The sequence below is a fragment of the Actinomadura violacea genome (assembly GCF_017573465.1).
Taxonomy (GTDB): Bacteria; Actinomycetota; Actinomycetes; order Streptosporangiales; family Streptosporangiaceae; genus Spirillospora; species Spirillospora violacea.
This window is the reverse complement of record NZ_JAGEPF010000001.1, coordinates 393881-418820: the sequence shown is the minus strand read 5'-3', so window position 1 is coordinate 418820 and position 24940 is coordinate 393881. Positions and strand designations below refer to the sequence as shown.

27 protein-coding genes and 1 pseudogene are annotated in these 24940 nt (G+C 73.4%); 22 read left to right on the top strand and 6 right to left on the bottom strand.

The features are described from left to right. The first annotated feature begins 25 nt into the window (after positions 1-25). Genes J4709_RS02065 through J4709_RS02050 form a run of 4 tightly spaced genes read left to right on the top strand, consistent with a single transcriptional unit; the run spans position 26 to position 8050 of the window. Entirely contained in the window at positions 26-1558 is a 1533-nt protein-coding gene (locus J4709_RS02065; protein WP_208236209.1) for a TIGR02677 family protein, read from the top strand. Continuing rightward, the gene (locus tag J4709_RS02060) at positions 1555-2748 is read left to right on the top strand and encodes a TIGR02678 family protein (protein ID WP_208236207.1); all 1194 of its coding nucleotides are present in this window, start codon (positions 1555-1557) and stop codon (positions 2746-2748) included. Before J4709_RS02065 ends, J4709_RS02060 begins: the two co-directional genes overlap by 4 nt. Continuing rightward, positions 2745-6815: a TIGR02680 family protein gene (locus tag J4709_RS02055; RefSeq protein ID WP_208236205.1), complete on the top strand. Its 4071-nt coding sequence runs from the start codon at positions 2745-2747 to the stop codon at positions 6813-6815. Before J4709_RS02060 ends, J4709_RS02055 begins: the two co-directional genes overlap by 4 nt. Then, on the top strand, positions 6812-8050 hold the full coding sequence (locus tag J4709_RS02050) for a TIGR02679 family protein (RefSeq protein ID WP_208236203.1): 1239 nt from the start codon (positions 6812-6814) through the stop codon (positions 8048-8050). The genes J4709_RS02055 and J4709_RS02050 overlap by 4 nt, the downstream gene beginning before the upstream one ends. A gap of 6 nt (positions 8051-8056) precedes the next feature. Here J4709_RS02050 and J4709_RS02045 read toward each other — a convergent pair whose 3' ends face one another. Next, positions 8057-8530: an ArsI/CadI family heavy metal resistance metalloenzyme gene (locus J4709_RS02045; RefSeq protein ID WP_208236201.1), complete on the bottom strand. Its 474-nt coding sequence runs from the start codon at positions 8528-8530 to the stop codon at positions 8057-8059. Positions 8531-8669: 139 nt separating this feature from the next. Between J4709_RS02045 and J4709_RS02040 the strand changes: the two genes are divergently transcribed. From J4709_RS02040 to J4709_RS02015, 6 genes are all read left to right on the top strand, one after another. Further along, positions 8670-9047, top strand: a complete 378-nt coding sequence (locus J4709_RS02040; RefSeq protein ID WP_208236199.1) for an ArsR/SmtB family transcription factor — start codon at positions 8670-8672, stop codon at positions 9045-9047. 38 nt (positions 9048-9085) lie between these two features. Next, positions 9086-10162 (top strand): ACR3 family arsenite efflux transporter, encoded by a 1077-nt coding sequence (gene arsB, locus J4709_RS02035; RefSeq protein ID WP_208236324.1) that lies wholly within the window; start codon positions 9086-9088, stop codon positions 10160-10162. Then, entirely contained in the window at positions 10159-10578 is a 420-nt protein-coding gene (locus tag J4709_RS02030; RefSeq protein ID WP_208236197.1) for an arsenate reductase ArsC, read from the top strand. Before arsB ends, J4709_RS02030 begins: the two co-directional genes overlap by 4 nt. Before the next feature lie 63 nt (positions 10579-10641). Next, the gene (locus J4709_RS02025) at positions 10642-10992 is read left to right on the top strand and encodes an ArsR/SmtB family transcription factor (RefSeq protein WP_208236196.1); all 351 of its coding nucleotides are present in this window, start codon (positions 10642-10644) and stop codon (positions 10990-10992) included. Further along, complete coding sequence (locus J4709_RS02020) at positions 10992-11750, top strand: methyltransferase domain-containing protein (protein ID WP_208236194.1); 759 nt, start codon at positions 10992-10994, stop codon at positions 11748-11750. Before J4709_RS02025 ends, J4709_RS02020 begins: the two co-directional genes overlap by 1 nt. 192 nt (positions 11751-11942) lie before the next feature. Continuing rightward, a complete protein-coding gene (locus J4709_RS02015; protein ID WP_208236191.1) occupies positions 11943-13151 on the top strand; it encodes a N(5)-(carboxyethyl)ornithine synthase in 1209 nt (402 codons plus the stop codon). A gap of 13 nt (positions 13152-13164) precedes the next feature. Here J4709_RS02015 and J4709_RS02010 read toward each other — a convergent pair whose 3' ends face one another. Next, complete coding sequence (locus tag J4709_RS02010; protein WP_208236189.1) at positions 13165-14079, bottom strand: LysR family transcriptional regulator; 915 nt, start codon at positions 14077-14079, stop codon at positions 13165-13167. 248 nt (positions 14080-14327) lie between these two features. On the opposite strand from J4709_RS02010, the gene J4709_RS02005 reads away from it, so the two are divergent. From J4709_RS02005 to J4709_RS01975, 7 genes are all read left to right on the top strand, one after another. Continuing rightward, a complete protein-coding gene (locus J4709_RS02005) occupies positions 14328-15425 on the top strand; it encodes a fatty acid desaturase family protein (RefSeq protein WP_208236187.1) in 1098 nt (365 codons plus the stop codon). A 36-nt stretch (positions 15426-15461) separates the two neighbouring features. Continuing rightward, positions 15462-15779: a UBP-type zinc finger domain-containing protein gene (locus J4709_RS02000; RefSeq protein ID WP_232382783.1), complete on the top strand. Its 318-nt coding sequence runs from the start codon at positions 15462-15464 to the stop codon at positions 15777-15779. Between the two features lie 51 nt (positions 15780-15830). Next, positions 15831-17069, top strand: coding sequence for a PP2C family protein-serine/threonine phosphatase (locus tag J4709_RS01995; RefSeq protein ID WP_307800868.1), 1239 nt, complete (start codon positions 15831-15833; stop codon positions 17067-17069). 162 nt (positions 17070-17231) lie between these two features. Next, complete coding sequence (locus tag J4709_RS01990) at positions 17232-17492, top strand: DUF6458 family protein (protein ID WP_232382863.1); 261 nt, start codon at positions 17232-17234, stop codon at positions 17490-17492. A 444-nt stretch (positions 17493-17936) separates the two neighbouring features. Next, positions 17937-18476, top strand: a complete 540-nt coding sequence (locus J4709_RS01985; protein WP_208236183.1) for a hypothetical protein — start codon at positions 17937-17939, stop codon at positions 18474-18476. A 25-nt stretch (positions 18477-18501) separates the two neighbouring features. Continuing rightward, positions 18502-18858, top strand: coding sequence for a PRC-barrel domain-containing protein (locus J4709_RS01980; protein ID WP_208236181.1), 357 nt, complete (start codon positions 18502-18504; stop codon positions 18856-18858). Between the two features lie 32 nt (positions 18859-18890). Further along, positions 18891-19058: a hypothetical protein gene (locus tag J4709_RS01975; protein ID WP_208236340.1), complete on the top strand. Its 168-nt coding sequence runs from the start codon at positions 18891-18893 to the stop codon at positions 19056-19058. Between the two features lie 132 nt (positions 19059-19190). On the opposite strand, the gene J4709_RS01970 is transcribed toward J4709_RS01975, so the two are convergent. Beyond that, entirely contained in the window at positions 19191-19601 is a 411-nt protein-coding gene (locus tag J4709_RS01970; RefSeq protein WP_208236179.1) for an STAS domain-containing protein, read from the bottom strand. Positions 19602-20212: 611 nt separating this feature from the next. Here J4709_RS01970 and J4709_RS01965 point away from each other — a divergent pair. From J4709_RS01965 to J4709_RS01955, 3 genes are all read left to right on the top strand, one after another. Then, complete coding sequence (locus J4709_RS01965) at positions 20213-20620, top strand: DUF5994 family protein (RefSeq protein ID WP_208236177.1); 408 nt, start codon at positions 20213-20215, stop codon at positions 20618-20620. A 72-nt stretch (positions 20621-20692) separates the two neighbouring features. After that, the gene (locus J4709_RS01960; protein WP_208236175.1) at positions 20693-21088 is read left to right on the top strand and encodes an STAS domain-containing protein; all 396 of its coding nucleotides are present in this window, start codon (positions 20693-20695) and stop codon (positions 21086-21088) included. Between the two features lie 191 nt (positions 21089-21279). Beyond that, positions 21280-22998: a SpoIIE family protein phosphatase gene (locus J4709_RS01955; RefSeq protein ID WP_208236173.1), complete on the top strand. Its 1719-nt coding sequence runs from the start codon at positions 21280-21282 to the stop codon at positions 22996-22998. Between the two features lie 33 nt (positions 22999-23031). Here the strand turns inward: J4709_RS01955 and J4709_RS01950 are convergent, their stop codons facing one another. The 3 genes and pseudogenes from J4709_RS01950 to J4709_RS01945 all read right to left on the bottom strand — a co-directional run. Next, positions 23032-23229 (bottom strand): hypothetical protein, encoded by a 198-nt coding sequence (locus tag J4709_RS01950; protein ID WP_208236171.1) that lies wholly within the window; start codon positions 23227-23229, stop codon positions 23032-23034. Between the two features lie 49 nt (positions 23230-23278). Then, positions 23279-23431: a hypothetical protein gene (locus J4709_RS56075; RefSeq protein WP_372442033.1), complete on the bottom strand. Its 153-nt coding sequence runs from the start codon at positions 23429-23431 to the stop codon at positions 23279-23281. 112 nt (positions 23432-23543) lie between these two features. Continuing rightward, positions 23544-24194: pseudogene (locus tag J4709_RS01945) on the bottom strand (helix-turn-helix transcriptional regulator); the annotation flags it as partial. Between the two features lie 234 nt (positions 24195-24428). On the opposite strand from J4709_RS01945, the gene J4709_RS01940 reads away from it, so the two are divergent. Together J4709_RS01940 and J4709_RS01935 are read left to right on the top strand one after the other, a co-directional pair. Continuing rightward, positions 24429-24590 carry a hypothetical protein gene (locus J4709_RS01940; protein ID WP_208236167.1) on the top strand — a complete coding sequence of 54 codons (162 nt, stop codon included), beginning with the start codon at positions 24429-24431 and terminating at the stop codon, positions 24588-24590. Further along, the gene (locus J4709_RS01935) at positions 24587-24919 is read left to right on the top strand and encodes an aldo/keto reductase (protein ID WP_208236317.1); all 333 of its coding nucleotides are present in this window, start codon (positions 24587-24589) and stop codon (positions 24917-24919) included. The genes J4709_RS01940 and J4709_RS01935 overlap by 4 nt, the downstream gene beginning before the upstream one ends. The last annotated feature ends 21 nt before the right edge of the window (positions 24920-24940 follow it).

The following is a 24940-nucleotide window of genomic DNA, read 5'->3' as shown; positions in this document are numbered from 1 at the left end:
CCTGCCGGAAGGTGACAATGGGGCGGTGGCGGATCGGGTTTCGGAAGGAGGGGCGCAGCCGTTCGCGCATCTCAGTGCGCCGAACGCGGCCCTGTACAGGGACGTGCTGCGCTCGTTCGCGCGGGCGAAGGAGCGGTTCATCGTCCATCTGCGCCCGGAGGACGTGGCGGCGGAGCTGCGGCGCGACGGCGACGAGCAGCTCGCGCAGGCGCTGGACAAGCTCGTCGAATGGGGAAACCTGCGGGCCGACGCCGACACCGGCCGGGTGACCACGGTCGAGGACTTCCACCGCAAGCGGTTCCTGTTCCAGCTCACCGCGGCCGGTCACGCCGCCGAGCAGGCGATCGCGTTCTACGAGGAGGCGATCGGGCAGCGCGGCGTGCTGCAGTCGGTGGCGCTCACCGACATCGCCGACCAGCTCGCGGCCCTGTCGGTGCTGGCGGCGGAGAAGGACCCGGATCCGGCCAAGGTCCATCTGCTGCTGCTCGCGCTGGCGGACCGGTTCTCCTCGCTGGCCGACAACGCGCAGGCGTTCATGTCGTCGCTGCGGCGGGCGATCGACTTCTCCGACGGCGACGTCGAGGGGTTCATCGCCTACAAGGAACGGCTGATCGACTACATCAACCGGTTCATCGCCGACCTCGCCAACTCCGGCGCGCACATCGCCCGGCTGCTGGACGAGGCCGAGGCGCGCGGCCACGAGCGGCTGCTCGGGCTGGCGGCGCGGCGGGAGGCGTCCGACGCGGTCCCGGAGGGCGCGGACGCCGCCGAGGCGTTCGGACGCGCCGAGGCCGCGGCGCTGGAGTCGTGGCGCAACCGGTGGCGGGGCCTGCGGGACTGGTTCGTCTCCGGCGGCGCGGACCGCCCGTCGCAGGCGCGGCTGCTGCGCCAGTCGGCGGTGACGGCGATCAAGCAGCTCCTCGACACGGTGGGGCTGCTGAACGAGCGCCGCTCGGGCCGCTCGGACCGGTCGGCGGACTTCCGGACATTGGCCCGCTGGTTCGCCGAGGCTCCGGACGAGGCGGCGATGCACCGGCTGTGGCGGGCGGCGTTCGGGCTCGCGTCCGCGCGGCACCTCACCGTCACGGCCGCGACGCTGGCGGAGTGGGCGGAGACGGAACCGCAGGGGGCGCCGTGGGCGGACGCGCCGCCGGTGCGGATCTCGCCGCAGCTGCGCCGGACCGGCTCCTACGAGCGGCGCGGCAAGCCCAACCGGGTCCAGGACCGGACGGAGATGCGCCGGCTGCTGCGCGAGCGCGCCGACCGGGAGGCCGCGGAGACGGCTGCGGCGCGGGCGCGGCTGCGCACCGGCGGCCCCGTCCTGCTGTCGGAGCTGGGCGTGCTGGACGCGCGGGCGTTCCGGCTGTTCCTGTCCCTGCTGGGGGACGCGCTCGCGGCACGGCTGCCGGGTGACACCGAGGTGAAGGCCGTCACCGGGGACGGGTCGCTGGAGGTGCGGCTGTCGCTGGTGCCCGGCGGCGGGGAGGTGCGCGTCATGACCGAGGACGGTGTGCTCGGCGGGCCCGAGCACCTCATCGAGATCACGGACCTGGCATGAGCGGCGGCGTGGGCGAGGAGCAGGACGCCCCGCGGCGGCGGGCGGCGCTGCGGGCGCTGCTGCGGCGCCCGCTGCTGACCGTCGAGTCCGATCCGGAGGACGTGGTGCTGGTCCGCCGGTACCAGGCGGAGCTGCGCGAATGGCTGAGCAGGGAGACCGGCTGGCGGCTGCGGGTGGACGCGGAGGCGGCGCGGCTGTTCAAGACGGCGCCGACGCTGGAGGACGGCACGCATCCGGCGCGCGGGAAGGCCGGGGAGCCGTTCGGAAGGCGCCGCTACGTCGTGCTGTGCCTGGCGCTGGCGGTGCTGGAGCGGGCGGACGCGCAGACGACGCTGGGCCGGCTCGCGGAGGAGGTGCTGAACGCGGCGGCCGAGCCCGGTCTGGCGTTCCCGTTCACGCTGGACAGCCGGGCGGAGCGCGCGGACCTGGTGGCGGTGGTGCGGCTGCTGCTCGGCTGGGGCGTGCTGCGGCGGGTGTCGGGGGACGAGGAGTCGTACCTGTCGGCGACCGGGGACGTGCTGTACGACGTGCGCCGGGTCGTCCTGGCGGCGCTGCTGACGGGGACGCGGGGGCCGTCGACGGTCACCGCGCCGGGGTTCGAGGAGCGGCTGGCGGAGCTGACCGACGAGCCGGTCCCCGACACCGACGAGCTGCGGAACCGGGCGCTGCGGCGCGGCCTGACCCGCAGGCTGCTGGAGGACCCGGTGGTGTACTACGACGACCTGGACGAGGCGGAGCGCGCCTACCTGGTGTCGCAGCGCGCCGCGATCACCCGCCGGATCGAGGAGGCGGCGGGGCTCGTCGCCGAGGTGCGGGCCGAGGGCGTGGCGATGGTCGACCCCGACGACGAGATGACGGACGTGCGGATGCCGGAGCAGCGGACCGACGGGCATGTGACGCTGCTGGTCGCCGAGTACCTGTCCGGGCGGGACGGCGCCGGGCAGGACGGCGCCGGGCGGGACGAGCTGGTCGCGTTCGTCGGGGACGCGGCGGTGCGGCACAGGTCGTACTGGCGCAAGGGTGTCACCGAGCCGGGCGCCGCGGAGGAGCTGCTCAGCGTCGCGCTGGAGAAGCTGGCGGCGCTGCGCCTGGTGGAGGTGTCCCCTGGCCGGGTCCGGGCGCGTCCGGCGATCGCGCGTTTCGCCGTGGAGGAACCGACCGTCCGGGAACCGAGGAGGACCGCGACATGAGCGGGGCGCCCACCGCGACGTCCGAACGCTGGAAGCCGCTGCGGGCGGGGCTCGTCGACATGTTCTACTACGACGTCGAGGAGTTCCGGTTCCATGACGGGCGGCTGCTGCTGCGCGGCAACAACGGCACCGGGAAGTCGAAGGTGCTGGCGCTGACGCTGCCGTTCCTGCTGGACGGCGAGCTCGCCCCGCACCGGGTCGAGCCCGACGGCGACCGGCAGAAGCGGATGGAGTGGAACCTGCTGCTCGGCGGGAAGCATCCGCATCCGGAGCGGCTCGGCTACACCTGGCTGGAGTTCGGCCGCCGCCACGCGGACGGCACCGAGGAGTACCGGACGCTCGGCTGCGGGCTGAAGGCGGTGAAGGACCGCGGGATCGTCCGGCACTGGTTCTTCGTGACGACCCGCCGCGTCGGCGTCGACCTGTCGCTGGTGTCGGAGACGGGCGTGTCGCTGACGCGGGAGAAGCTGCGCGAGGCCGTGGAGGGGCACGGGCTCGTCTACGACCGGGCGTCGGACTACCGGCGGGCGGTGGACGAGGCGCTGTTCGGCCTGGGCGAGCACCGCTACGGGGCGCTGGTCAACCTGCTGATCCAGCTCCGCCAGCCGCAGCTGTCGAAGAAGCCGGACGAGCGGCTGCTGTCCCGGGCGCTGACGGAGGCGCTGCCGCCGCTCAGCCCGGCGCTGGTCACCACGGTCGCGGAGGCCTTCCGCGGCCTGGACGAGGAGCGGGACGCGCTGCGCGCCCTGGAGGAGGCGCACCGGGCCGCCACCGGCTTCCTCGGGCACTACACCCGGTATGCCCGGATCGCCGCGAAACGCAGGGCGGCCGGGCCGCGCCTCGCGCACAGCAGGTACGAGCACCTGAACCGGGACCTCACCGAGGCGGACGCGCGGTTCGCGGCGGCGGAGGAGGAACTGGACGAGGCCGGGCGGCTGCTGGCGGAGCTGGCGGCGGAGAAGACCCGGCTGGACGCGCGCCGGCAGGCCCTGGAGGCGAGCCCGGAGATGCGCGACGCGAAGCGCATCGAGGAGATGGGCGAGGACGCGCGGCGCCGGGAGGCGTACGCCGCGCGGCTCGAACGCGACCGCGACGACCTGTCCGGCGAGGTGGCGCGGAAGCAGGCGCGGGCGGGGACGGCGCGGTCGCGGGCCGACGAGGCCGAGGCCTCCTTCGCGGCCGCCGGTGACCGTTCGGCGCAGTACGCGGCGACCGCCGGATGCGGGACCGCCCACGCCGGCGCCGTGCGGGACTGGGAGACCGACCCCGCCGGGGCGCGCCGCACCACCGGCGCGCTGGCCGACGACCGGACACGCGCCCTCACCGAACTCGACCGGCTGGCCGCGGAGGTGGCCGCGGCCCGTACCCGCCTGGAGACCGCCACGGCGGAGGCGGAGCGGCTGCGCGCCGAGCTCCAGGCCGCCGGCGAGCGGATCGGCGGCGCCGAGGAGCGGGCGCGGGCCGGCGCGGCCGGGCTGCTGGACGAGTACGTCGCCTACCTGGCCCGGCTCACCGAGATCCCGGTGGACGACCCGGACGCGGTGCTGGCGGAGGTGGCGGCATGGGCGGAGACCGCCGAGGGCCGCAACCCGGCCGCGACCGCCGTGGACGACGCCGCCCGGGAGGCCACGGCGGCGCTCGGCGGCCGCGTCGCCGACGCGCGGGCCCGGCTGCGGGCCGAGCGCGAGACCGAGGCGTCGCGGCTGGAGGAGATCGGGCGGCTGGAGTCGGGCGGCCACGACGTCCCGCCCGTCCCGCACACCCGCGCCGGCTCCCGCGAGGGACGGCCCGGCGCGCCGCTGTGGAAGGTCGTCGACTTCGCCGCCACCGTGCCCGCCGACCACCGCGCCGGGCTGGAGGCCGCGCTGGAGGCGTCCGGCATCCTGGACGCGTGGGTGACACCGGACGGCGCCCTGATCGGTGACGGCGACGGCGACACGTTCGTGCTGGCCGGCGAGCCCGTCCAGGGGCCGTCGTGCGCGCTGGTGCTGCGTCCCGCGGTCGACCGCGCCGACCCGCGGGCCGCCGCGCTGGGCGACGGCGCGGTGCACGCCGTCCTCGCCGGGCTGGGGCTCGGCCCGGGTGCGCGGACGTGGGTGGCGGTCGACGGCCGGTGGGCCAACGGCGCCCTCGCCGGTTCCTGGCGCAAGGACGCGGCCGGCTTCATCGGCGAGGGCGCCCGCGAGGCCGCCCGCCGGGCCCGGATCGCCGAGCTCCGTTCCGCCCTCGCCGAGACCCGGGCGCGGATCTCGGCGCTGGAGGCCGAGCTGGGCGAGCTGGCCGCGCGGCGGGAGACGCTGGCCGCCGAGCACCGGTCCGTGCCCCGCGACACCGCGCTGCGCGAGGCCCATGTCCGGCTCGCCGGGGAGCACCGCAGGCGGCGGGAGCTGGACGGCGACCACACGCGCGCGCAGGACGCCGCGGCACGGCGCCGCGACGAGGTCGCGGACGCGGCGGAGCGGGCCGCGGAGTTCGCCGCGGACGTCGGCCTGCCGGACGGCGGGCCGGAACTGGCGCGGGTGCGCGAGGCGGTCACCGGGTACCGGCTGGCGCTGGCCGGGCTGTGGCCGGCCGCGCAGGCCCTGCTGTCGGCCCGGGAGGCGGCCCGGGAGGCCGCGGGCGAGCTCGCGCTCGCCGAGGACCGGCTGGGCGAGGCGGCGGAGCGGGCGGCGGAGGCGCGCGGGCAGGCCGATGCCGCGGCGGAGCGGCACCGGGCGCTGGTCGAGACGGCGGGCGCCGCCGTCGACGAGCTGTTCCGGCGGCTGGAGGAGGTCAGGGCGGCGCTGGCCGGACGGGACGCCGCCGAAGCGCGGGCCGCCGGGCGGGAGCGGTCGGCGCTGGAGGAACGCGGCAAGGCGGAGGGTGCGCGCGAGGCGCTCCGGGAGCAGATCACCGAGGCGTCCGGGGCGCGCGACAGGGCCGTCGCGGAGTTCCGGGCGTTCGCCGCCACCGGGCTGCTGCCCGTCGCCGTGCCCGGCCTGGACGTCCCCGACCCGGCGCAGGAGTGGGCGGCCAGCCCGGCCGTGCTGCTGGCCCGCTCCGTCAACGCCGGTCTCGAAGCGGTCGACGACGGCGACGGCCCGTGGGACCGGGTGCAGAAGAAGGTGGCGGAGGAGCACAAGCTGCTGTCGGACGCGATGTCGCGGCACGGCCACTCGGTCGGCCTGACCCTGAGCGAGGGGATCATGGTCGTGGACGTGCTGTTCCAGGGCCGCTCCCGGGACGTCCCCGGCCTGGCGGAGGCGCTGGCGGCCGAGACGGGGCACCGGGCGCGGCTGCTGTCGGCCCGCGAGCGGGAGATCCTGGAGAACCATCTGCTGAACGAGGTCGCCGGCACGCTCCAGGAGCTCATCGCGGCGGCCGAGGGCGAGGTCCGGGAGATGAACGCCGAGCTCACCTCCCGCCCGACGTCCACCGGGATGCGGCTGCGGCTCGTCTGGAGGCCCGCGAAGGACGCCCCGGACGGGCTGGACCGCGTCCGCGACCGGCTGCGGCAGACCATCGACGCCTGGTCCGCCGACGACCGCGCCGCCGTCGGCCGGTTCCTGCAGGAGCAGATCGCCCGCGAGCACGCCGATGACCCGGCGTCCGGCTGGACCGAGCAGCTCACCCGCGCGCTCGACTACCGGTCCTGGCACGCGTTCGCGATCCAGCGGCTCCAGGACGGGCAGTGGCGTCCGGCGACCGGCCCGGCGTCCGGCGGCGAGCGGGTGCTCGCCGCGTCCGTGCCGCTGTTCGCCGCCGCGTCCGCGCACTACAAGTCCGCCGGCAACCCGCACGCGCCGCGGCTCGTCGCGCTGGACGAGGCGTTCGCGGGCGTCGACGACGACTCGCGCGCCAAGTGCCTCGGCCTGCTCGCCACCTTCGACATGGACGTGGTGATGACCAGCGAGCGCGAATGGGGCTGCTACCCGCAGGTGCCCGGCCTGTCGATCTGCCAGCTGTCGCGGCGGGACGGCATCGACGCCGTGCTTGTGACGCCGTGGCGGTGGGACGGCCGGGAGCGCACCCGCGCCGACGTCGCGGAGCCCGAACCGGCGGCCGGGCAGGGCGGCCTGTTCGGATGACGGACACCGACCGCCTGCGGCGGCTGCTCGGCGGCCCGGACACGGCCTGGCTGGTGCGGCGCGTCCGGCGGCGGCTGGAACGCGGCCGCCCGCTGACCGGGACCGTGACCCTGGCCGGGGCCGCGCCCGGCCAGCGGCGCGCGGCCGAGCTGCTGCTGGGGCGCCGCGCCGGCACCGGCACATCGCTGTCGGTGTCCCTCACCGAGGTCGATCGGGTGCTGCGGGCGAGCGGCGCCTGCGCCGGCGGGCTGGCCGGTGCCGTGGAGGTCCTGGACGGTCCGGTCCGCGATCTGGCCCGCGAGCAGGCGGAGGCGGCCGCTGCCTGGAACGCGGCGTTCGCCCCGCTGGACGAGGCGGTCGCCGCCCGCCCCGAGATGGCCGAGTGGCGCGGGCGGCTGGACTCCTCCGGCCTCGTCCGCCGCCTCGCGTCCGGCCCCGGGGAGGCCGCCGGCATGCTGCGGCACCTCGCCGCGGTGGCGCGCGCGCTCCCCGCCGGCGGCATCCCGCTGGGCCGGTTCGCCGCCGAGACGTGCGGGAACGCGCACGCCTTGGACGACGGCCGGCCCCTCGCCACGCTGGCCCTCTCCTGCGCGCGCGCCATCGCGGGCCTGCCGTTCCGTGCCGACGGCGGCGCCGGGTCCCGCCGCGAGGCATGGGCCGCCGTCGGGGTGCACCTGGACGAGCTGTCCTCCACCGTGCTGTGCGTGGGCCTGCCGGGCGACGCGGGCACCGCGACCGGCCGGATGCTCGCGGCCATGCGCGGCGAACCGGTGTCGCTCACGTTGCGCCAGTTGCGCCGCCACACCGCACCGATGCGCGCCGGCCTGGTCCGCGTCTGCGAGAACCCCATCGTTCTCACCGCCGCGTCCGACGCCCTCGGTCCGGCGTGCCCGCCTCTGGTCTGCGGCAACGGGCGCCCGTCGGCCGCGGTGTGGCGCCTGCTGGAACTCCTCGCCGGGGGCGGCGCCGAGTTCGCCTACCACGGCGACTTCGACTGGGGCGGCGTGGCGATCGCCGCGGCCGTCCGCGACCGCGTCGGCTGGCGCCCCTGGCGCTACGACGCGACCGCGTACCGCGAGGCGGCGTCGGGCACTCCGCTGGCGGGGCGCCCCTCCCCCACCCCCTGGGACCCCGCGCTGGCGCCGGCCATGGCCGAGCGCGGCGTCCGCGTGGAAGAGGAACAGGTCCTGCCGGACCTCATCACCGACCTCGCAGGCGTCACACGGGCCGGGTGAACGGGCTCAGCAGCAGGCGGAGCCGGTGGCGGCCTTCTCGTTCGCGTCGGGGACGCCGGTGGTCTGCTCACCTGTGGCGCAGCACACGGAGTCTTCGGCCTTGGCGAGGGTGTCTGCGTCACCCTTGACTACGTAGACCTCCCAGGGTTCGCCGCCGGGGCCGTGGACCCAGACCTTGTCCTGCAGGGCGTAGCAGCAGGAGGTGTCGTTCTCCTCCAGGGTGGCCAGCCCGGCGTCGGCGAGGCGCTTGGTGGCGTCGGTGACGAGGTCGGAGTCCTCGACCTCGACGCCGAGGTGGTCCATGCGGGTCGGCTCGCCGCCCTCGCCCTCGATCAGGACGAGCTTGAGCGGCGGCTCGGTGATCGCGAAGTTCGCGTAGCCCGGCCGGAGTTTGGCCGGCTCGGTGCCGAACAGCTTGGAGTAGAAGGCGATCGAGCCTTCCAGGTCGGACACGCGCAAAGCGAGCTGGACGCGGGACATGCGGTTCCTCCTCGTGTCGTGGGCGGTGTCGGCCGGTCGGCGGTCGGCAGGTGCCCCGGTGAACGCTGTTTAGATGTCTGTCTAAGCAGCCGGTGGCCCGAGTTTGCATCCGTGTGTAGATGGATGTCAAATTAGATGCATGCCTAAACAGCAGTTGCCGATCTTGAACCCCGCCGACACCGAGGGGGCGTGCTGCGCGCCCCTGGTCTGCGAGCCGTTGAGCGAGACCGAGGCGGCCGAGCTGGCGCCGTTGTTCAAGGCGATCGCCGACCCCGTCCGGCTGCGCCTGCTGTCGTTGATCGCCTGCCACGAGGGCGGGGAGGCGTGCGTGTGCGACCTGACCGCTGCGTTCGACCTCACGGCGCCGACGATCAGCCACCACTTGAAGGTGCTCAAGCAGGCCGGGTTGATCGACTCCGAGCGGCGCGGGACGTGGGTCTACTACTGGCTCAACCCCGGCGTCCTGGAGCGACTGTCGGCGATCCTGGGGCCGCGCGTCACCACGGCTGTTTCGTGACCGGCACCGAACCGGACGTCCAGGCCGCGGCCACCGGAATGCAGCCCGCCGGCGCCCAGCCTGCGGACGCCGTGGCGGCCCGGTTGTCGGTGCTGGACCGGTTCTTGCCGGTGTGGATCGGCGCGGCCATGGCGCTCGGCCTGCTCGCCGGACGCGCCGTCCCCGGCCTGGACGATGCGTTGGAGTCGGTGCAGGTCGACGGGATCTCCCTGCCGATCGCGCTCGGCCTGCTGGTGATGATGTACCCGGTGCTGGCCAAGGTCCGCTATGACCGGCTCGGCACCGTGACCGCAGACCGGCGCCTGCTGATCCCGTCGCTCGTGGCGAACTGGGTGATCGGCCCGGCGGTCATGTTCGCGCTGGCGTGGATCTTCCTGCCCGACCTGCCGCAGTACCGCACCGGGCTGATCATCGTCGGACTGGCCCGCTGTATCGCGATGGTGATCATCTGGAACGACCTGGCGTGCGGGGACCGCGAGGCCGCCGCCGTCCTGGTCGCGCTCAACTCCGTCTTCCAGGTGATCGCGTTCGCCGGGCTCGGCTGGTTCTACCTGCGCGTCCTGCCCGGATGGCTCGGCCTGGACCAGGCGGAGCTGGACGTCTCGGCATGGGACATCGCCCGCAGCGTGCTGATCTTCCTCGGCGTCCCGCTGGTCGCCGGGTACCTGTCGCGCCGTCTCGGCGAGCGCGCACGGGGCCGGGCTTGGTACGAGGAGCGGTTCCTGCCGCGCGTCGGCCCGGCCGCGCTGTACGGGCTGCTGTTCACCATCGTCGTCCTGTTCGCCCTCCAGGGCGACGCGATCACCTCCCGGCCGTGGGACGTCGCCCGGATCGCGCTGCCGCTGCTGGTCTACTTCGCCCTCATGTGGGCCGGGGCGTTCGCGCTCGGCCGCGCCGCCGGTCTCGGCTACCCCCGCACCGCGACGCTGGCGTTCACCGCCGCCGGCAACAACTTCGAGCTGGCCATCGCGGTGGCGATCGCCACGTTCGGCGTCACCTCCGGGCAGGCCCTCGCCGGAGTCGTCGGCCCCCTCATCGAGGTCCCCGTTCTGGTGGGCCTGGTGTACGTCTCGCTGGCGCTGCGCCGCCGCCTCACCCCGCAGGAGACCCGATGACCCACGCCGCCGATGTGCCTGAGGTGCTGTTCGTGTGCGTGCACAACGCCGGACGCTCCCAGATGGCCGCCGCCCTGCTCGACCACCACGCCGCCGGACGGGTCCGCGTCCGCTCGGCCGGGTCCGCGCCCGCCGACGCGATCAACCCCGCCGTCCGCGCGGTGATGGCCGAACTCGGCCTGGACCTGTCCAAGGAGTTCCCCAAGCCCCTCACCGGCGAAGCCGTCCAGGCCGCCGACGTGGTCATCACCATGGGCTGCGGCGACGTCTGCCCGGTGTTCCCCGGCAAGCGCTACCTGGACTGGCAGCTCGACGACCCCGCCGGCCAGCCGATCGAGAACGTCCGCCCGATCCGCAACGAGATCGACGCCCGCGTTCGCGCCCTGCTCGCCGAACTCCTGCCCGCCGACGCCTGACCGCCCCCGGCATCGGTCGCCGGTCTTCCCCACGTCCGATTCATCGTCTATCGTCGATGGACGATGAAAGAGGAGAAAGGCCCGCTCGACCGGCCGACCGCCACCGAGTACGCGTCCTGGTTCAAGGCACTCGCCGACCCGACGCGCGTCCAGATCGTGTCCCTGCTCGCCCGGCAGGGACGGCCGATAAGTGTCGGAGAGATCGTCGACGCCGTCCACGTCGGGCAGTCGACGGTGTCCGCGCACCTCAAGGTGCTGGCCGAGGTCCGGTTCGTGCTGGTCGACCAGCACGGCACGTCCCGCTTCTACCGGATCAACACCGCGTGCGTGGAGTGCTTCCCCACCGCCGCCGACCTGGTCATGGGACGACCCGCACCTGCCGCGCCGACCTGCCCGCCCGAAGGAGACGAGTGATGCCCGACTCCCACACCACCGGCACCCCCACCACTGACGAGATCGTTGCCCGCTACTCCGGTCTCGCCCGAGCCGCCCTTGCCGGCGCCACCCCGCACGACGGAACCGACAGCGACGAGTGCGGCGAATCCTGCTTCGGCGCCGCCGCCTACCAGGCCGAGGACCAGGTCCCCGAGGCCGCCCTACGCGCGAGCCTGGGATGCGGCAACCCACTCGCCGTCGCCGAGCTGCACCCCGGCGAAACCGTGCTCGACCTCGGATCAGGCGGCGGCCTGGACGTGCTGCTGTCGGCCCGCCGCGTCGGCCCGACCGGCACCGCCTACGGCCTGGACGCCAGCGACGACATGCTCACCCTCGCCCGCGCCAACGCCGCCCAGGCCGGAGCCGACAACGCCCACTTCCTGCGCGGCCACATCGACGACATCCCGCTACCCGCCGCGAGCGTGGACGTGGTCATCTCCAACTGCGTCATCAACCTCGCCGCCGACAAGGCCCGCGTCCTCGCCGAAGCCTTCCGCGTCCTGCGCCCCGGCGGCCGATTCGGCGTCAGCGACATCATCGCCGACCCCGGCCTTGACCCCGACGAGCGCGCCGCCGCAGAGCAGCACATCGGCTGCGCCGCCTCCACCCTCACCGCCGAGGAGTACCGCCGCGAGCTGCACGCCGCCGGGTTCACCGGCATCACCATCACCCCCACCGCCGAGACCGGCGACGGGCTGCACGCCGCCATCGTCCAGGCCGCAAAGCCCGCCGGCTAGCCAGGACAACGCCATGCCCGCCGACCATCCGCGACCGCGTCGCGCGGCGTCCGCGTCGAGGAGGAACAGGTCCTGCCGGCAGTGCGGGTGCCACCGGAGATTCCTGAAGTAGGGTCCGAAGAGCCGGGGAACCGCGACATCCAGCCCCGAGGCTGACCCGCCCCACCGGCTTACCCCCCGAGAGGGGACGTCTTGCCGACCTTGAACGGCTCGCCCCGCCCCGGCGCCAGGGTGGCGCCGCTGAACCCCCGCCCCGGTCTGAGCCTCGGTGTCCTGGCCCGCACGGCCAAGGAGAACGAGCATCGGCAGCCGATCCACCCGCTGCACCTTCAGCGGATCGACCCGGGCCTGCGATCGCGCATCTATCTCGAACGCGGTTACGGCGAAGGCTTCGGCATCTCCGACGAGGAACTCGCCCCCCAGGTCGCCGGGCTGCTCCCCCGCGACCGGCTCATCGCCGACTGCGACGTGGTCCTGCTGCTCAAGCCGCAGGCCCACGACCTCAAGGAACTGCGCCCCAGCCAGATCCTGTGGGGCTGGCCGCACTGCGTCCAGGACCGGGAGCTCACCCAGGCCGCCATCGACGGGCGGCTCACCCTGATCGCGTTCGAGGCGATGAACCACTGGACGGCCGACGGCGGGTTCAACCTGCACGTCTTCCACAAGAACAATGAACTCGCCGGCTACTGCTCCGTCCTGCACGCGCTCGCCCTCACCGGATCCACCGGCGCCTACGGCAGGCGGCGACGCGCCGCCGTCATCAGCTTCGGGGCGACCGCCCGGGGCGCGGTCACGGCCCTCAACGCGCACGGCGTCCACGATGTCCACGTCCTCACCGCCCGGGGCGTCAGCGCCGTCGGCTCGCCCATCCACTCGGCCCAGATCGTCCACTTCGACCGCGACCCGCAGCGGCCCGGCTGCACCCGTGCCCTCACCGACGACGGCCCGGTCGCGACGGCCGCCTTCCTCGCCCGGCACGACATCGTCGTCAACTGCGTCCTGCAGGACACCGGCGCACCGCTGATGTTCGCGGCGAACAACGACCTGCCGGTCTTCTCCCCCGGCACCCTCATCGTCGACGTCTCCTGCGACGCGGGAATGGGCTTCGAATGGGCCCGGCCGACCACCTTCACCGACCCCATGTTCACCGTCGGCCACGGCCTCCACCACTACGGCGTCGACCACAGCCCCTCCTACCTGTGGGACTCCGCGACCTGGGAGATCAGCCAGGCCCTGATACCGCACCTGGCCACGGTCCTCGCGGGCCCCGCCGCCTGGGACGCCGACAAGACCATCCGGCGGGCGGTGGAGATCCGCGACGGCGTCGTCCAGAACCCCGCCGTCCTGGCGTTCCAGCACCGATCCCCCGACTACCCGCACACCACCGGCCGGCCGGCCTGACATCGCATTGGCGTCAGCCGGCCGTTCGGTCGGCGGTGACCAGCCAGCCGAGCCGTTCGGACATGCTCCGGGCGCAGGCGACGACGGCCTGGACGTGAGGGGAGTCGTCGGCGGCGCGCCACAGGATCGACCAGGGGTAGAACGAGGCGGGGTCGGTGAGCGGCCGCCATATCGTTCCGGGGAGGGCGGAGATGCAGGAGGAGGGCACGCAGTACAGGCACCGGCCCTGGGCGACCAGGGCGGACGCGGCGCGGATGCTGTCGACGGTGCCCTGGTGCACCGTCGGGGTGAAGCCGGCGGCCCGGCACATCTCGACGGTGAACTGGTTGAACTCCGGTGCCTTCATCTCCTCGGCCAGCAGCAGCGGCTCGCGGGCGAGGGCCTCGACGGGCACCGCGTCCAGGTCGGCGAACCGGTGCCCGCGGGGGACCAGGACGCCGAGGCGGTCCCGGCGGAACAGGTGCGACGCGACGCCGCTCGGGGCGAGTGCGGCGCGGCCGATGCCCACGTCGAGGCGCCCGTCGACGAGTTGCTGGTACTGCTCGGGAACCCCGACCTCCACCTGGTGGATCACCAGATCCGGGTAGCGGGCCTGGGCCTCGTGCAGGATCTGCGGCATCGAGTCGTAGCTGGCGTCGATGATGCCGACGCGCAACGCCGGCGAGGTGCCCTGCGCGGTCCGGGCGACCTGGGCGGCTCGCTCGACATGGGCGAGGATCTGCCGCGCCTCGACCAGGAACGCCGCCCCCGCCGCCGTCAGGGCGACGTAGTGCGTGGTGCGCTCCAGCAGCCGCACCCCCAGCTCCCGCTCCAGTCGCTGCACCTGCTGGCTCAGCGCCGACTGCACGATGTGCTCGCGGGACGCCGCGCGGCCGAAGTTGAGCTCCTCGGAGACGGCGACGAAATAGCGGAGCTGGCGCAGTTCCACGTCTCCCGCCTTCCGGGCCGGAACGGCTGGACCCCTCCGAGCAGCGTACAGCGCGGTCCGCGCTGGAGTTCCGCGTCGTCGGCCGACGGTTATCGCCGCCGCTGATGACTCTGGTCCGTATTGCCCGGTTCGGTGTTCCCTAAGGCCGGGCTCAACTGGTGGTAGGCGCCTTCCACGCGCCCGAGCCCGCCGGCGGCTTCCGAGCCGGCCGTCCCTCGCCGGAGGGCATCTACGTGAAATCGAGGACCATGATCACGATCGTGAGCGCGGGCGACGCCCGCGGCGGCGCACCGGACCCGACGGGCGCCGGAGGGAGCGTGCGGGGCAGCGACTACGCGGTGCTGTCGCGGCAGGTGAAGCGGGCCGGTCTGCTGGCGCGGCGTCCCGGCTACTACGGGGTGAAGGCCGCGACGAATCTGCTGTTCCTCGCCGCGGGCTGGACCGCTTTCGTGCTGGTCGGGCCGTCCTGGTGGCAGCTGGCGGTGGCGGCGTTCCTGGCGGCGGCGTTCACCCAGACCGCGTTCCTCGGCCACGACGCGGGCCACCAGCAGATCTCCGGTTCCAAGCGGGTCAACGCCCTGCTGGGACGGCTGCACGGAAACCTGCTGGTCGGCCTCGGCTACGGCTGGTGGGTCGCCAAGCACAACCGGCATCACGCCCACCCCAACCGGGTCGGCCGCGATCCCGACATCGGCACCGGCGCGATCGCCTTCACCCGCGAGAACGCCCAGGCCCGCGGCGTCCCCGGCGTATGGCTGGCCCGCCGCCAGGCGTGGCTGTTCTTCCCGATGCTGCTCCTGGAAGGATTCCACCTGCACCTGGCCGGGGTCCGGGCGCTGTTCGGGCATGGCGCGACCTCCCGGGCGAACGCCCGGGGAAGGACGCGGCTGGTCGAGGGCGGCCTGCTGCTCGTCCATGCCGCCGGGTACCTCACCGTGCTGTTCTGGGTGCTGGCTCCGGCTCAGGCCGTGGGCTTCCTCCTGCTCCAGCAAGGGCTCTTCGGGCTCTACCTGGGCTGCTCGTTCGCCCCCAACCACAAGGGCATGCCGATCTTCGGGAGGGAGCACAAGGCCGACTTCCTGCGCCGGCAGGTGCTGACCGCGCGCGACATCCGCGGCGGCCGGATCACCGACTTCGTGCTCGGCGGGCTGAACTACCAGATCGAGCACCACCTCTTCCCCTCGATGCCGCGCCCCAACCTGCGCCGCGCCCAAGCCCTCGTGCGCGCGTTCTGCGCCCATCACGACATCGCCTACTGCGAGACGAGCCTGCCGCGCTCCTACGCCCAGGTACTGCGTCATCTGCACGCGGTCGGCGGTCCCGTGCGCCCGGAACTGGAGTACTGAACCCGGGGGCGCCGCGGCGCCCGGAAGGGAGGTTCGATGAACCACGAGATGAGGGTCCGCGCCATGGCCTCGGGCGTGCCGTACAGCCCCAACGGCTCGGCGCCCCGCTGCGAGCATCTGGACGGCCTGACGCCCGTCGCGCCACGATCACGCGGTTGCGCGGCGTGTGAGGCGCGGGGCGACCGGTGGGCGGCGCTACGGCTGTGCCTGACCTGCGGCTGGGTGGCCTGCTCCGATGACTCGCCAGGCCGGCACGCGCGGGCGCACTACCAGGAGACCGACCATCCGCTCGCCGCCGCCATGGAGCCGGAATCGTCCTGGAGATGGTGCTACGTCCACGAACGTCTCGTCTAACGATCTCGATGCGTGGAGTTACCGTCCGTGCCGGAGGGCACATAGACGGGCGTGGGGGAACTGACCGGGCCGGAGGAAGCGGTAGATCGGAGCGAAGGCTTCGGTGAGCGGCTGCTGGGACAGCTGCTGGACCGGGCGCACGAGATGCCGCCCCAGCTCATCGCGCCGCTGGTGGCCGAGGAGGTCCGCGCGATCGGCGGCTGGGACGTCTCGATCCTGCTGCAGGACTATGCCCAGCTGATGCTGGTGCCGCTGCCGGGCCGGGGCCTCTCGAACGGTGAACCGCTGCCGCTGGAGGGTTCGCCGGCCGGGCGCGCGTTTCTGTCGGAGACCATCGTCGAGCAGCGGCAGGACGACGGCGTGCGGATGTTCCTGCCGCTGCTGGACGGCAGTGACGAGATCGGCGTGATGTCGCTGACCCTCGACAGCGTCGACGACGACGACCGCCGGCTGCTGCGGCGGCTCGCGGGCCTGGTCGCCGACATGCTGGTGACCAAGAACAACTACACCGACCAGTTCCTGCGGGCACGGCGGCGCGCGCCGATGAGCGTGCCCGCGGAGATCCAGTGGTCCCTGCTGCCCCCGCTCACCATGACCACACCGCAGGTCGCCGTCGCCGGAATCCTCGAACCCGCCTACGACGTCGCCGGCGACAGCCTCGACTACGCCCTCAACGACGACGTCCTGCACCTGGCCATGATCGACGCGATGGGCCACGGCCTGAACGCCGCCGTCCTGGCCACCGTCGCCGTGGGCGCCTACCGGCACGCCAGACGCGCCGAAGCCGGCCTCGCCGAACTGTACGCGTTCATGGACACCGCCATCGACCAGCAGTTCGGCCCCGACCACTTCGTCACCGCGCAGATGATGCGCCTGAACATCGGGACCGGCCACCTGGAATGGGTCAACGCCGGTCACCCGGCCCCCATGCTGATCCGCGACCACAAGGTCATCTGCGCACTGGAAGGCCACGGCACGCTGCCCGTCGGCATCGGGGGATCGACACCCCTGATCAACCACCGGCGGCTCCGTCCCGGCGACCGGGTGCTGGCCTACACCGACGGCCTCATCGAAGAGCACACCACCGGCGGCGAGCAGTTCGGCGAGGAACGCCTGATCGCCACCATCGAACGCGTCGGGCCCGCCAGCGCGAGCGTCCAGCAGATGGTGCGAGACCTCTCGCACACGCTCATGCGGGAAAGAGGCGGGATCACCAGCGACGACGCCACCCTCTTCCTCATCGAATGGCGGGGCGGCACCGCCGACCACCTCACCCGACCACTCCTGTGACCGCGAGACCCCGCGCCCGGCGGGGCGCCCGGGCCAACGGTCATCTCCGCAGGAGAAGAGGTGTTCGGAATTCGGCTGTTTCCCCTGCTGCCGGACCGGCATTGAATGGTGGCGGAACGATCACGCGATCGTTCACCCGAATTCCCTGAAGGGCGGCGCGTGATGCCGATGGCCGGCGGCATGGCCCTGCTGACGATCGGGGCGGTTCTCGCTTTCGCCGTCACCGGCTCCCTGCGCGGTATCGATCTGCAGACGGTCGGCGCCATCCTGATGGTCGCCGGCGCCATCCTGCTGCTGCTCCACCTGGTCGTGCGCGGCAGGCCGCGGCCGAAGCGATGGTCCGCCCGCAGCCGCCAGGACGCCATGGACGACGCGGACCGCGGGCCGGGACGGCGAGGAGTGCGCGATGACCATGAAAGATGAGTACGTGCGGCTGATGATGGGCCTCATCGGCGGCATGGCCGTCGCGGTGGCGATCGTCTGCGTGCTCATCGCGGCGGTCGCCATCGCCGTTTCCTGACGCCGCCTCCCCGCCTCCGAGCCGGTGCGGCGGATCAACCTCGGAACCGAGACACCGTCGTTGCCAGAAGGTTTCATTTTACCCGATGGAACTTTATTTTTCATAAGTCCCGGAGCGCTTTCCGAGGCGCTTTCCTGGTCGAGTGACAACAACCCGGAAAGCGCCGGATCGTGGTCATCAGCGCAAGTGATGGCCTGTGCGCGGATTCCCTGTGGCCGTCATCGGGGCGCCGGGCTTGAATGGGAGTCGGCCCAGTCACTGCTGGGGGCTGCGCCGGCACCCCAGGGCCGTCCGCTCCTCCCCGAGCCGGGCGGCCCTGGACCAGCAGCCGTCGGAAGCGAGGCCCCATGACCACCACGAACCGAGCCGATCACGCGTCCGTCGGCCTGCCCGCGCCGGAACCCCGGATCGTCCTGCAGGCGCGGGCCTACCTGACCCCCCGCCACGCGACCGGCGTGGACGAATTCCTCTGGCAGGCCAGAGAACGGCCGATGCCCGACCGCGACGCCATCGACGCGGTCATCGACGCCGGCGACCGGGCCCAGCACGGGACCGGCGACGGCCCCGAGCCGGTCGAGGTCGCCGCGGCCCTGCTGGTGCTCAGCGCGGTCCGCCTGAACCTGGACCAGACCGAGGCGCGCCTGCTCAACACCGCGCAGGCCGCCGGCATGGGCTTCGAACAGATCGCCGCCGTTCTCAACCTCGGCGTCGAGGAGGCCGAGGAACGCTACCGGCAACTCAAACCCCGCCTTGACGAACCCGCCGCACCATCCCCACCGCCCACCCGCCGCGCCACCACCCCCGGCGGATCCCCCCGCCGTCCGGGCGCACCGCCCACGGATCAGCCGACCTGGGACGAATTGGACGACGAAGACTGGGGAAACTGATTCCACCGGAAATGAAGGAGTCCCCATGATCCAGATGGCCGACATCAGGGAATGGCGCACCCGCGCGGTCCTCGACTCCGGCGGCCACAAGATCGGCACGCTGGAGTCGGTCTACGTCGACACCAGCACCGACGAACCCGCCATGGCCACCGTGCGGATCGGCCTGCCCACCCGCCACCGCCTGGCCTTCGTCCCCCTGGAAGGCGCGACCGCCGGCCCCGGCTACGTGCGAGTCGCCCACGACAGGTCGCGGGTCAAGCACAGTCCCGCGATCGGCACCGACGACGTCCTGCCCGCCGAGGACGAGGAAGCCGTCTTCCGGCACTACGGACTGCCCTACCAGCCCGGCGCCGGCGGCGAACGCCGGCTCGCCCGCCGCTGAACACCCGGCCCCGAATCAAGGAGTGAAGGCACATGATGGTCTTCGTCCTCGCCGTGGTCATCGCCGCGCTGGTGCTGGGCATCCTCGGCATCCTCGTCCACGGCCTGTTCTACCTGCTGATCATCGGCGTCATCGTCCTCGTCGCCGATCTGGCGTTCCTCGCCGTGCGCTCGACCAGGCGCAAACGGCCGCTCCGCTGACCGCCCCCACGCGACCACCCCAAGCGACCAGCCCGGACGTCAACCGCGGCGTCCGCGGGCGGGTCGAAGTCGACGGCGACCGCCACCACGACGGCCGCCGCCCGCGTGCCATCGGACGCCCCCGTGGGCGGGTCAGACCGCGGCCGGTTCGAGGGCCGGAGGAACCGGCCGCCTGAGCGCTCGGGCCACCGTCGGGTAGGTCGCGAGGCCGTGCCCCAGGGCGGCGTCGCCAAGGATCTTCGCGACGTAGGAGCGGGGAGCGGCGAGACGCATCGAGACGCCCAGAGCCAGAGCACGGTGCCAGGCGCCGATCAGAACGGATATCCCGGCCGCATCGCAGAACCACAGATGTGACAGGTCCAGCACCAGGATCCCCTGCCCTGGGTACAGCAGGTCCAGCAACCTGTCGCGCAGCGCCGGGGCGGTCAGCATGTCGAGATCGCCTTGCAGGGCTGCGACCGTGAACATCGGGCGGCGCACCACCGACACCACCACCTGCGGATGGGTGCCGGTATGGCCTTCGGACGTGTACGACGTGTTCATGATGCTTCACTCCGATCACGACGATCACGACGCGGATCGCGGGCGAACGGAGTCGGCAGAGCGTCGACGGGCGAACGTGGCCCGCGCTGCCTTCGGATGCCCCGTCGACGCGGCCACGGCACCGCCCGGCATCGCGCCCCGATCGATCCTCGGCTCCTCGAGGTCCGACCGCGCGTCGCGGAAACACCGATCGATCATCGGCACCCGGATAGCCTGCATCGTCCACGGTACGCGGTACGGCGCCTGCTCAAGGGCAACGGCCTGCAAAGTCGCCTGAGCATGGTGGGGTCCCGGTCGACCGCTCGGCGCGCCGCGGTGTTCATCGGTGTCCCGCAGGGCCGCACCGGCGGGCGATGGGCGAGACTCCGATGAACGCGGGCGGGCCATTGGATGCCGACCGACGGATGACCCGCCCGGGGCAGGGCCCCGTGGCGTAGGCTGGTGACACCGAGGGCACTTCGTGCGTAGGCCGCCATGTCGGCGCCGTTCTCGGTGATCACGACCCGGTCCCTGCCGGACCGAGAATTGGGGCCCTCGAAATGGCCCGCCACAGCACTCAACTCGTACACGTTGCCGGCGCGGCCGCGCCGCCCCTGCTTTCGCCGCCGGAGATGTCCCGGCTTCGGCTGGTGCCGGGCGACACCGGGCGCGGGATCATGGACGGCGGCTGGTGGCCCCGGTCGCACGACGCGGCGGCCGAACTCACCGCACTGGTGATCGCCCTGACCGACCGGCTCGGCATGGCCACCCGCCTGACCATCGACTTCGACGACTGGAAGCACGTCCCGCTGCGCATCACCGCACTCGGGCAGGCCATCCGGGTGGCCTGGCTGCCCCACCTCGAGCACATGGTCGCGGTCGCCTGCGGGCGCGCGGAGCCGATCCTGCTGCTGGTCATACCGCCCGAAACGTCCAGGCCCTCCGCGGAGGAGGCCCTGGCCAGGGCGGCGGCCCTGGGCGGCGATGTTCTGCCGGGGGAGATCCTGGCCTCCTGCGACGTCTCCACCGCCCGCCCCTGAGCCGCACGACTCCGTGCCGCTCATCACTGCTTCCCGGGTCGCCGCAGGGCGCCCGGTGAACGGAGATCACCGATGACCACGTTCATGACCGCCGCACCCGCCGCCGGCGACCCGGCCGCGGCTCCCGCCGAGGTGCGGATGCCCGCCCACCGCCGCCCCGGCCACACCATCGTCGCCCTGCGCGGCGCCCTGGACACCGCCGCGGCGCCGGCACTGCGCGAGCACCTGCTGGGTGTGCTGCGGTCCAGCGGCCGGCTGCTGATCCTCGACATGGGCGAGGTGTCGTCCTGCGACGAGTCCGGGCTCGCCGTCCTGGTCGGCGTCCAGCACCGCGCCGCGGCACTCGGGATCACCGTCCGCCTGAGCGCCGCCGGCCGGCAGCTCACCGAACTCCTCCACCACACGGGCCTGGACCGGGTGTTCGTCGTCCAGACCGCTCCGCGCGCCCAGGCCGCGCCCGCGGCATGACCCCATGAACTCCCGGCACCCGGCACGGCGGCCGGACCGCACGTCTCCTGAGCCCGCTGGAGGGGAGACCGCCGGTGCCGGGTCAACGCCGTCGGGGAGCGATCCGGCGGCGGAGCGTTCCCTCCTCCCTGGTGGAGGTGTTCGGAATCGCCGCGGGGGCAGGCTCCTGATATCCGACCCGGGGGGAGCAGATGAGCGGGCAGCCGGACGGCGCGGCCGGTGCGGACCCTGGGGGCCTGGTCGAGGCGATGAACTCGGGGGTCGTGGCCGTCAACGCGGCCGGCCGGATCACGGCCTGGAACCCGCGGGCCCGGCAGCTGCTGGGATACACCCGCGACGAGGCGCTGGGAAGGCCGTTGGACGACCTCCTGCACCGCGCCGCCGAAGACGACCTCCCCGCGGGGCGGAACTGCCGCCTGCTGCGGACGCTGCGCAGCGGCCTCCCCGACCACGCCGACGGCGATGCGTTCGCCCACCGCGACGGGCGGCAGGTGATGCTCTCCTGGTCGTCCGCGCCGATCTACGCCGGTGATCCGGCCGCGGCCGTGGAGGAGCCCGGAACCGGGGCGGTGGCCGGAGCGGTCATCGTGCTGCAGGACGCGGCCGGACGGTACCGGATCGAGCGGGAACGGCACGACCGGACGGCGCAGGTGCGGCGCGCGAACTCCCGGCTGGAACTGGTCGCCGAGATCACCACGGTCCTGTCGTCCACCCTGGACGAGGACGAGGTGCTGCGGCGGCTGGTCCGGCTGGTGGTGCCCGCGCTCGGCGACTGGGCGGAGGTCGACCTGCTCATCCCCGACGGACGCATCGAACGGGCGGCCGCGACCCACCGCGAACTGTCCCCCGCCGACATCGCCCGCCTGGAGGGGCCGCTCCCACCCCTCCCCCGAACCGCTCGCGGCCCGCTCGCACGCGTGCTCCGAGGCGGGACGACCCTGGTCGTCAGCGCCGACGCCGCCCGCGCGTATCCCGATGAGCCGCTGACGGCCGCCCAGCACGAACTCTTCCAGATCATGGACGCGCACACGGCGATCATCACTCCGCTGGCGGCCCGCGGTGAGACCTATGGCGCGCTGACGCTCGGCTACTCCCGTCCCGGACACGGCTACGGCCCCGACGACCGGCTCGTCGTGGAGGACATCGCGCGCCGCACCGGACTCGTCCTGGCCAACGCCCGGCTCTTCGCCGCGCAGCGCAACACCGCCGAGGCCATGCAGCGCAGCCTGCTCACCCCCCTCCCCCAACCGGACGACCTGCAGCTCCAGGCCCGGTACGTGCCCGCCGCACGCGTCGGCTGGGTCGGCGGCGACTGGTACGACGCCTTCCCCCTCACCGGCGGCGCCACCGGGCTGGTCATCGGCGACATCGTCGGCCACGACCTGCACGCGGCGGCCCGCATGGCGCAGGTCCGCAACATGCTGCGGGCCCTGGCCTGGGGCCCGGGCGTGTCCCCGAGCTCCGTCCTGGAACGCCTGGACGCGGTGATGGACGCCGTCAGCGACGCCGAACTCGCCACCGCCGTGTTCGCCCGCGTCCAGAAGACCCCCGGCGGCCACTGGCGTCTGCACTGGTGCAACGCCGGCCACCCGCCGCCGCTGCTGATCACCCAGGACGGCGGCACGACCTTCCTCGACGAGCACGGAATGCTGCTCGGCAACCCCGACCTCACCGGCCGCCGCCCCGACGGCACCCGCGATCTACCGCCACTGTCGACGCTGCTCCTCTACACCGACGGCCTCATCGAGACCCGCGGCACCGACCTCACCGACAGCCTCACCGGCCTACGCCGCCGCAGCTCCCACCTCGCCCGGCTCCCCCTCCCCGACCTGTGCGACCGGCTCCTCGAACAGATGGAGCCCAACGGCGAGGACGACGTCGCCATCCTCGCCGTCCGCGTTCCCGGCTGACCGCCGACCCCCCGCGCACGGGACCGGACACGCCTACAGAGGCTCGCTGACCCAGCGCCACCCGCCGTCCACATGCCGCGCGCTGATCAACTGCGCGCTGCCGGAGTCGGCCACCTCGGCGATCATCCGGATCAGCTCGCGGTGGAAGTCGGCCGGCGGGTGACCGCCGCCCGACGCGCCCTCCAGCAGGGTCACGCTGACCTTCGCCTCGTCGCGCAACTGCACGGTCAATCGCCCGGTCTCCCGCGCACAGCCCGGGGCGTGCGGCCTGTCCAGGGGATCACGGCCGGGTTCGGGGGGCGTCTCGCCTCGGATCCCTGGACGTCCTGGCGGGTCGGGGGGCGGCCATGTCGAGCAGGAGCAGCGCGTCGTGGTCGGGGGTGCCGGGTTCGGCGACGTAGACGCCGAGGCGCTGCCCAGGAGTGCCCTCCACGTCCAGGGATTGGGGGGTGAGGGTGATGGTGCCGACCTGGGGGGTGGTGGAAGGTCTTGCGGGCGGGTTTGCGGCCGGTGACCTCGTAGCGGTCCCAGAGTCCGGCGAAGTCGGGGCTCTTGAGGAGGAGTTCGCCGACGAGGCCGGTGAGGTCGGGGGCGTCGGGTGCGGTGCCTGCTTGGGCTCGCAGGCGTGCGACGCAGCCGCGGACCTGGGCGTCCCAGTCGGGGAACAGGTCGCGGGCGGCGGGGTGCAGGAAGAGGTAGCGGGCGAGGTTGCGGTGTTTGGCGGGCCAGTCGTCCATGCCGGCGTACAGGGCGAGTCCGCCGGGGTTGCTGGCGAGGAAGTCCATGCTGCGGCTGACGATGTAGGCCGGGTTGGGGCGCAGGGTTTCCAGCAGGAGTTCGAGGTGGGGGCGGACGGTGCGGCTGGGCGGTGGCGGGGGTTCGGGGGCGTAGCGGGCGGCGCGGGCGGCGAGTTCGCGTAGGTGCTGGTGCTCGCGGTCGTCCATGCGCAGCGCGCGGGCGAGGGCGTCCAGGACCGACGGGCTGGGCCGGGTCTCCTTGCCGCGTTCCAGCCGCACGTAGTAGTCGATGCTGATTCCGGCCAGCGTGGCGAGTTCTTCGCGGCGCAGTCCCGGGGTGCGGCGCAGGCCGGCGCCGGGGCTGAGGCCGACTTGGTCGGGGCTGGTCTGGGTGCGGCGCGCGCGCAGGAACCGGCCCAGCTCCGGTCCGGTGCTGTCGCCGATGCGCTCTTGTGCCATGCCTTCAGTGTTACACCGCGCTGACCTGCGTAACGGGCATGCGGGGGGCCCTGCCACTACCCCCGAACGACCCGCCCTGTCACCGCGGCCGCGGCCGCGCGAGGCTGGAATCACAGGGGATCACCGCCGGCACCGCGACGCCGGGACGCCCCGTCGATCACTGGCCGGGTTGATTGCTGAACGTCATACCGGCGATGACCCCCATACCGGCAGCCGTGCTGAGGAGGCAGTGGCATGAAGTACATCAAGTTGCGTGACCTGGAGGTTTCTCCAATCGAGCTGGGGGCGATGGGGATGTCGCACGGCTATACGGGTGCGGGTAGCGACGAGGCCGAGTCGATCCGGACCCTGCATCGGGCGCTGGAGCTGGGCGTCACGTTCATCGACAGTTCCTGACCGGGAAGATCCGCTCCACCGACGAGTTCGCCGAGGGCGACTTCCGGCACGGTAACCCGCGCTTCACCGGCGAGAACTTCCAGCGGAACCTGCGCATCGCCGACGAGGCGCAAGCCGTCGCCGCCGAAGCGGGCGCCACCCCCGCCCAGGTCGCGCTGGCCTGGCTGCTGGCCCAGGGCGACGACATCGCGCCGATCCCCGGCACCAAGCGCGTGCACCGGGTGGAGGAGAACACCGCCGCCGACGGTGTGGAGCTGACCGCCGAGCAGCTCGCCAGGCTCAGCGGCCTGCCGCCGGCGACACCCACACCGAAGCCGGCATGCGAATGATGGAGCGCTGAGCGCGCCGCT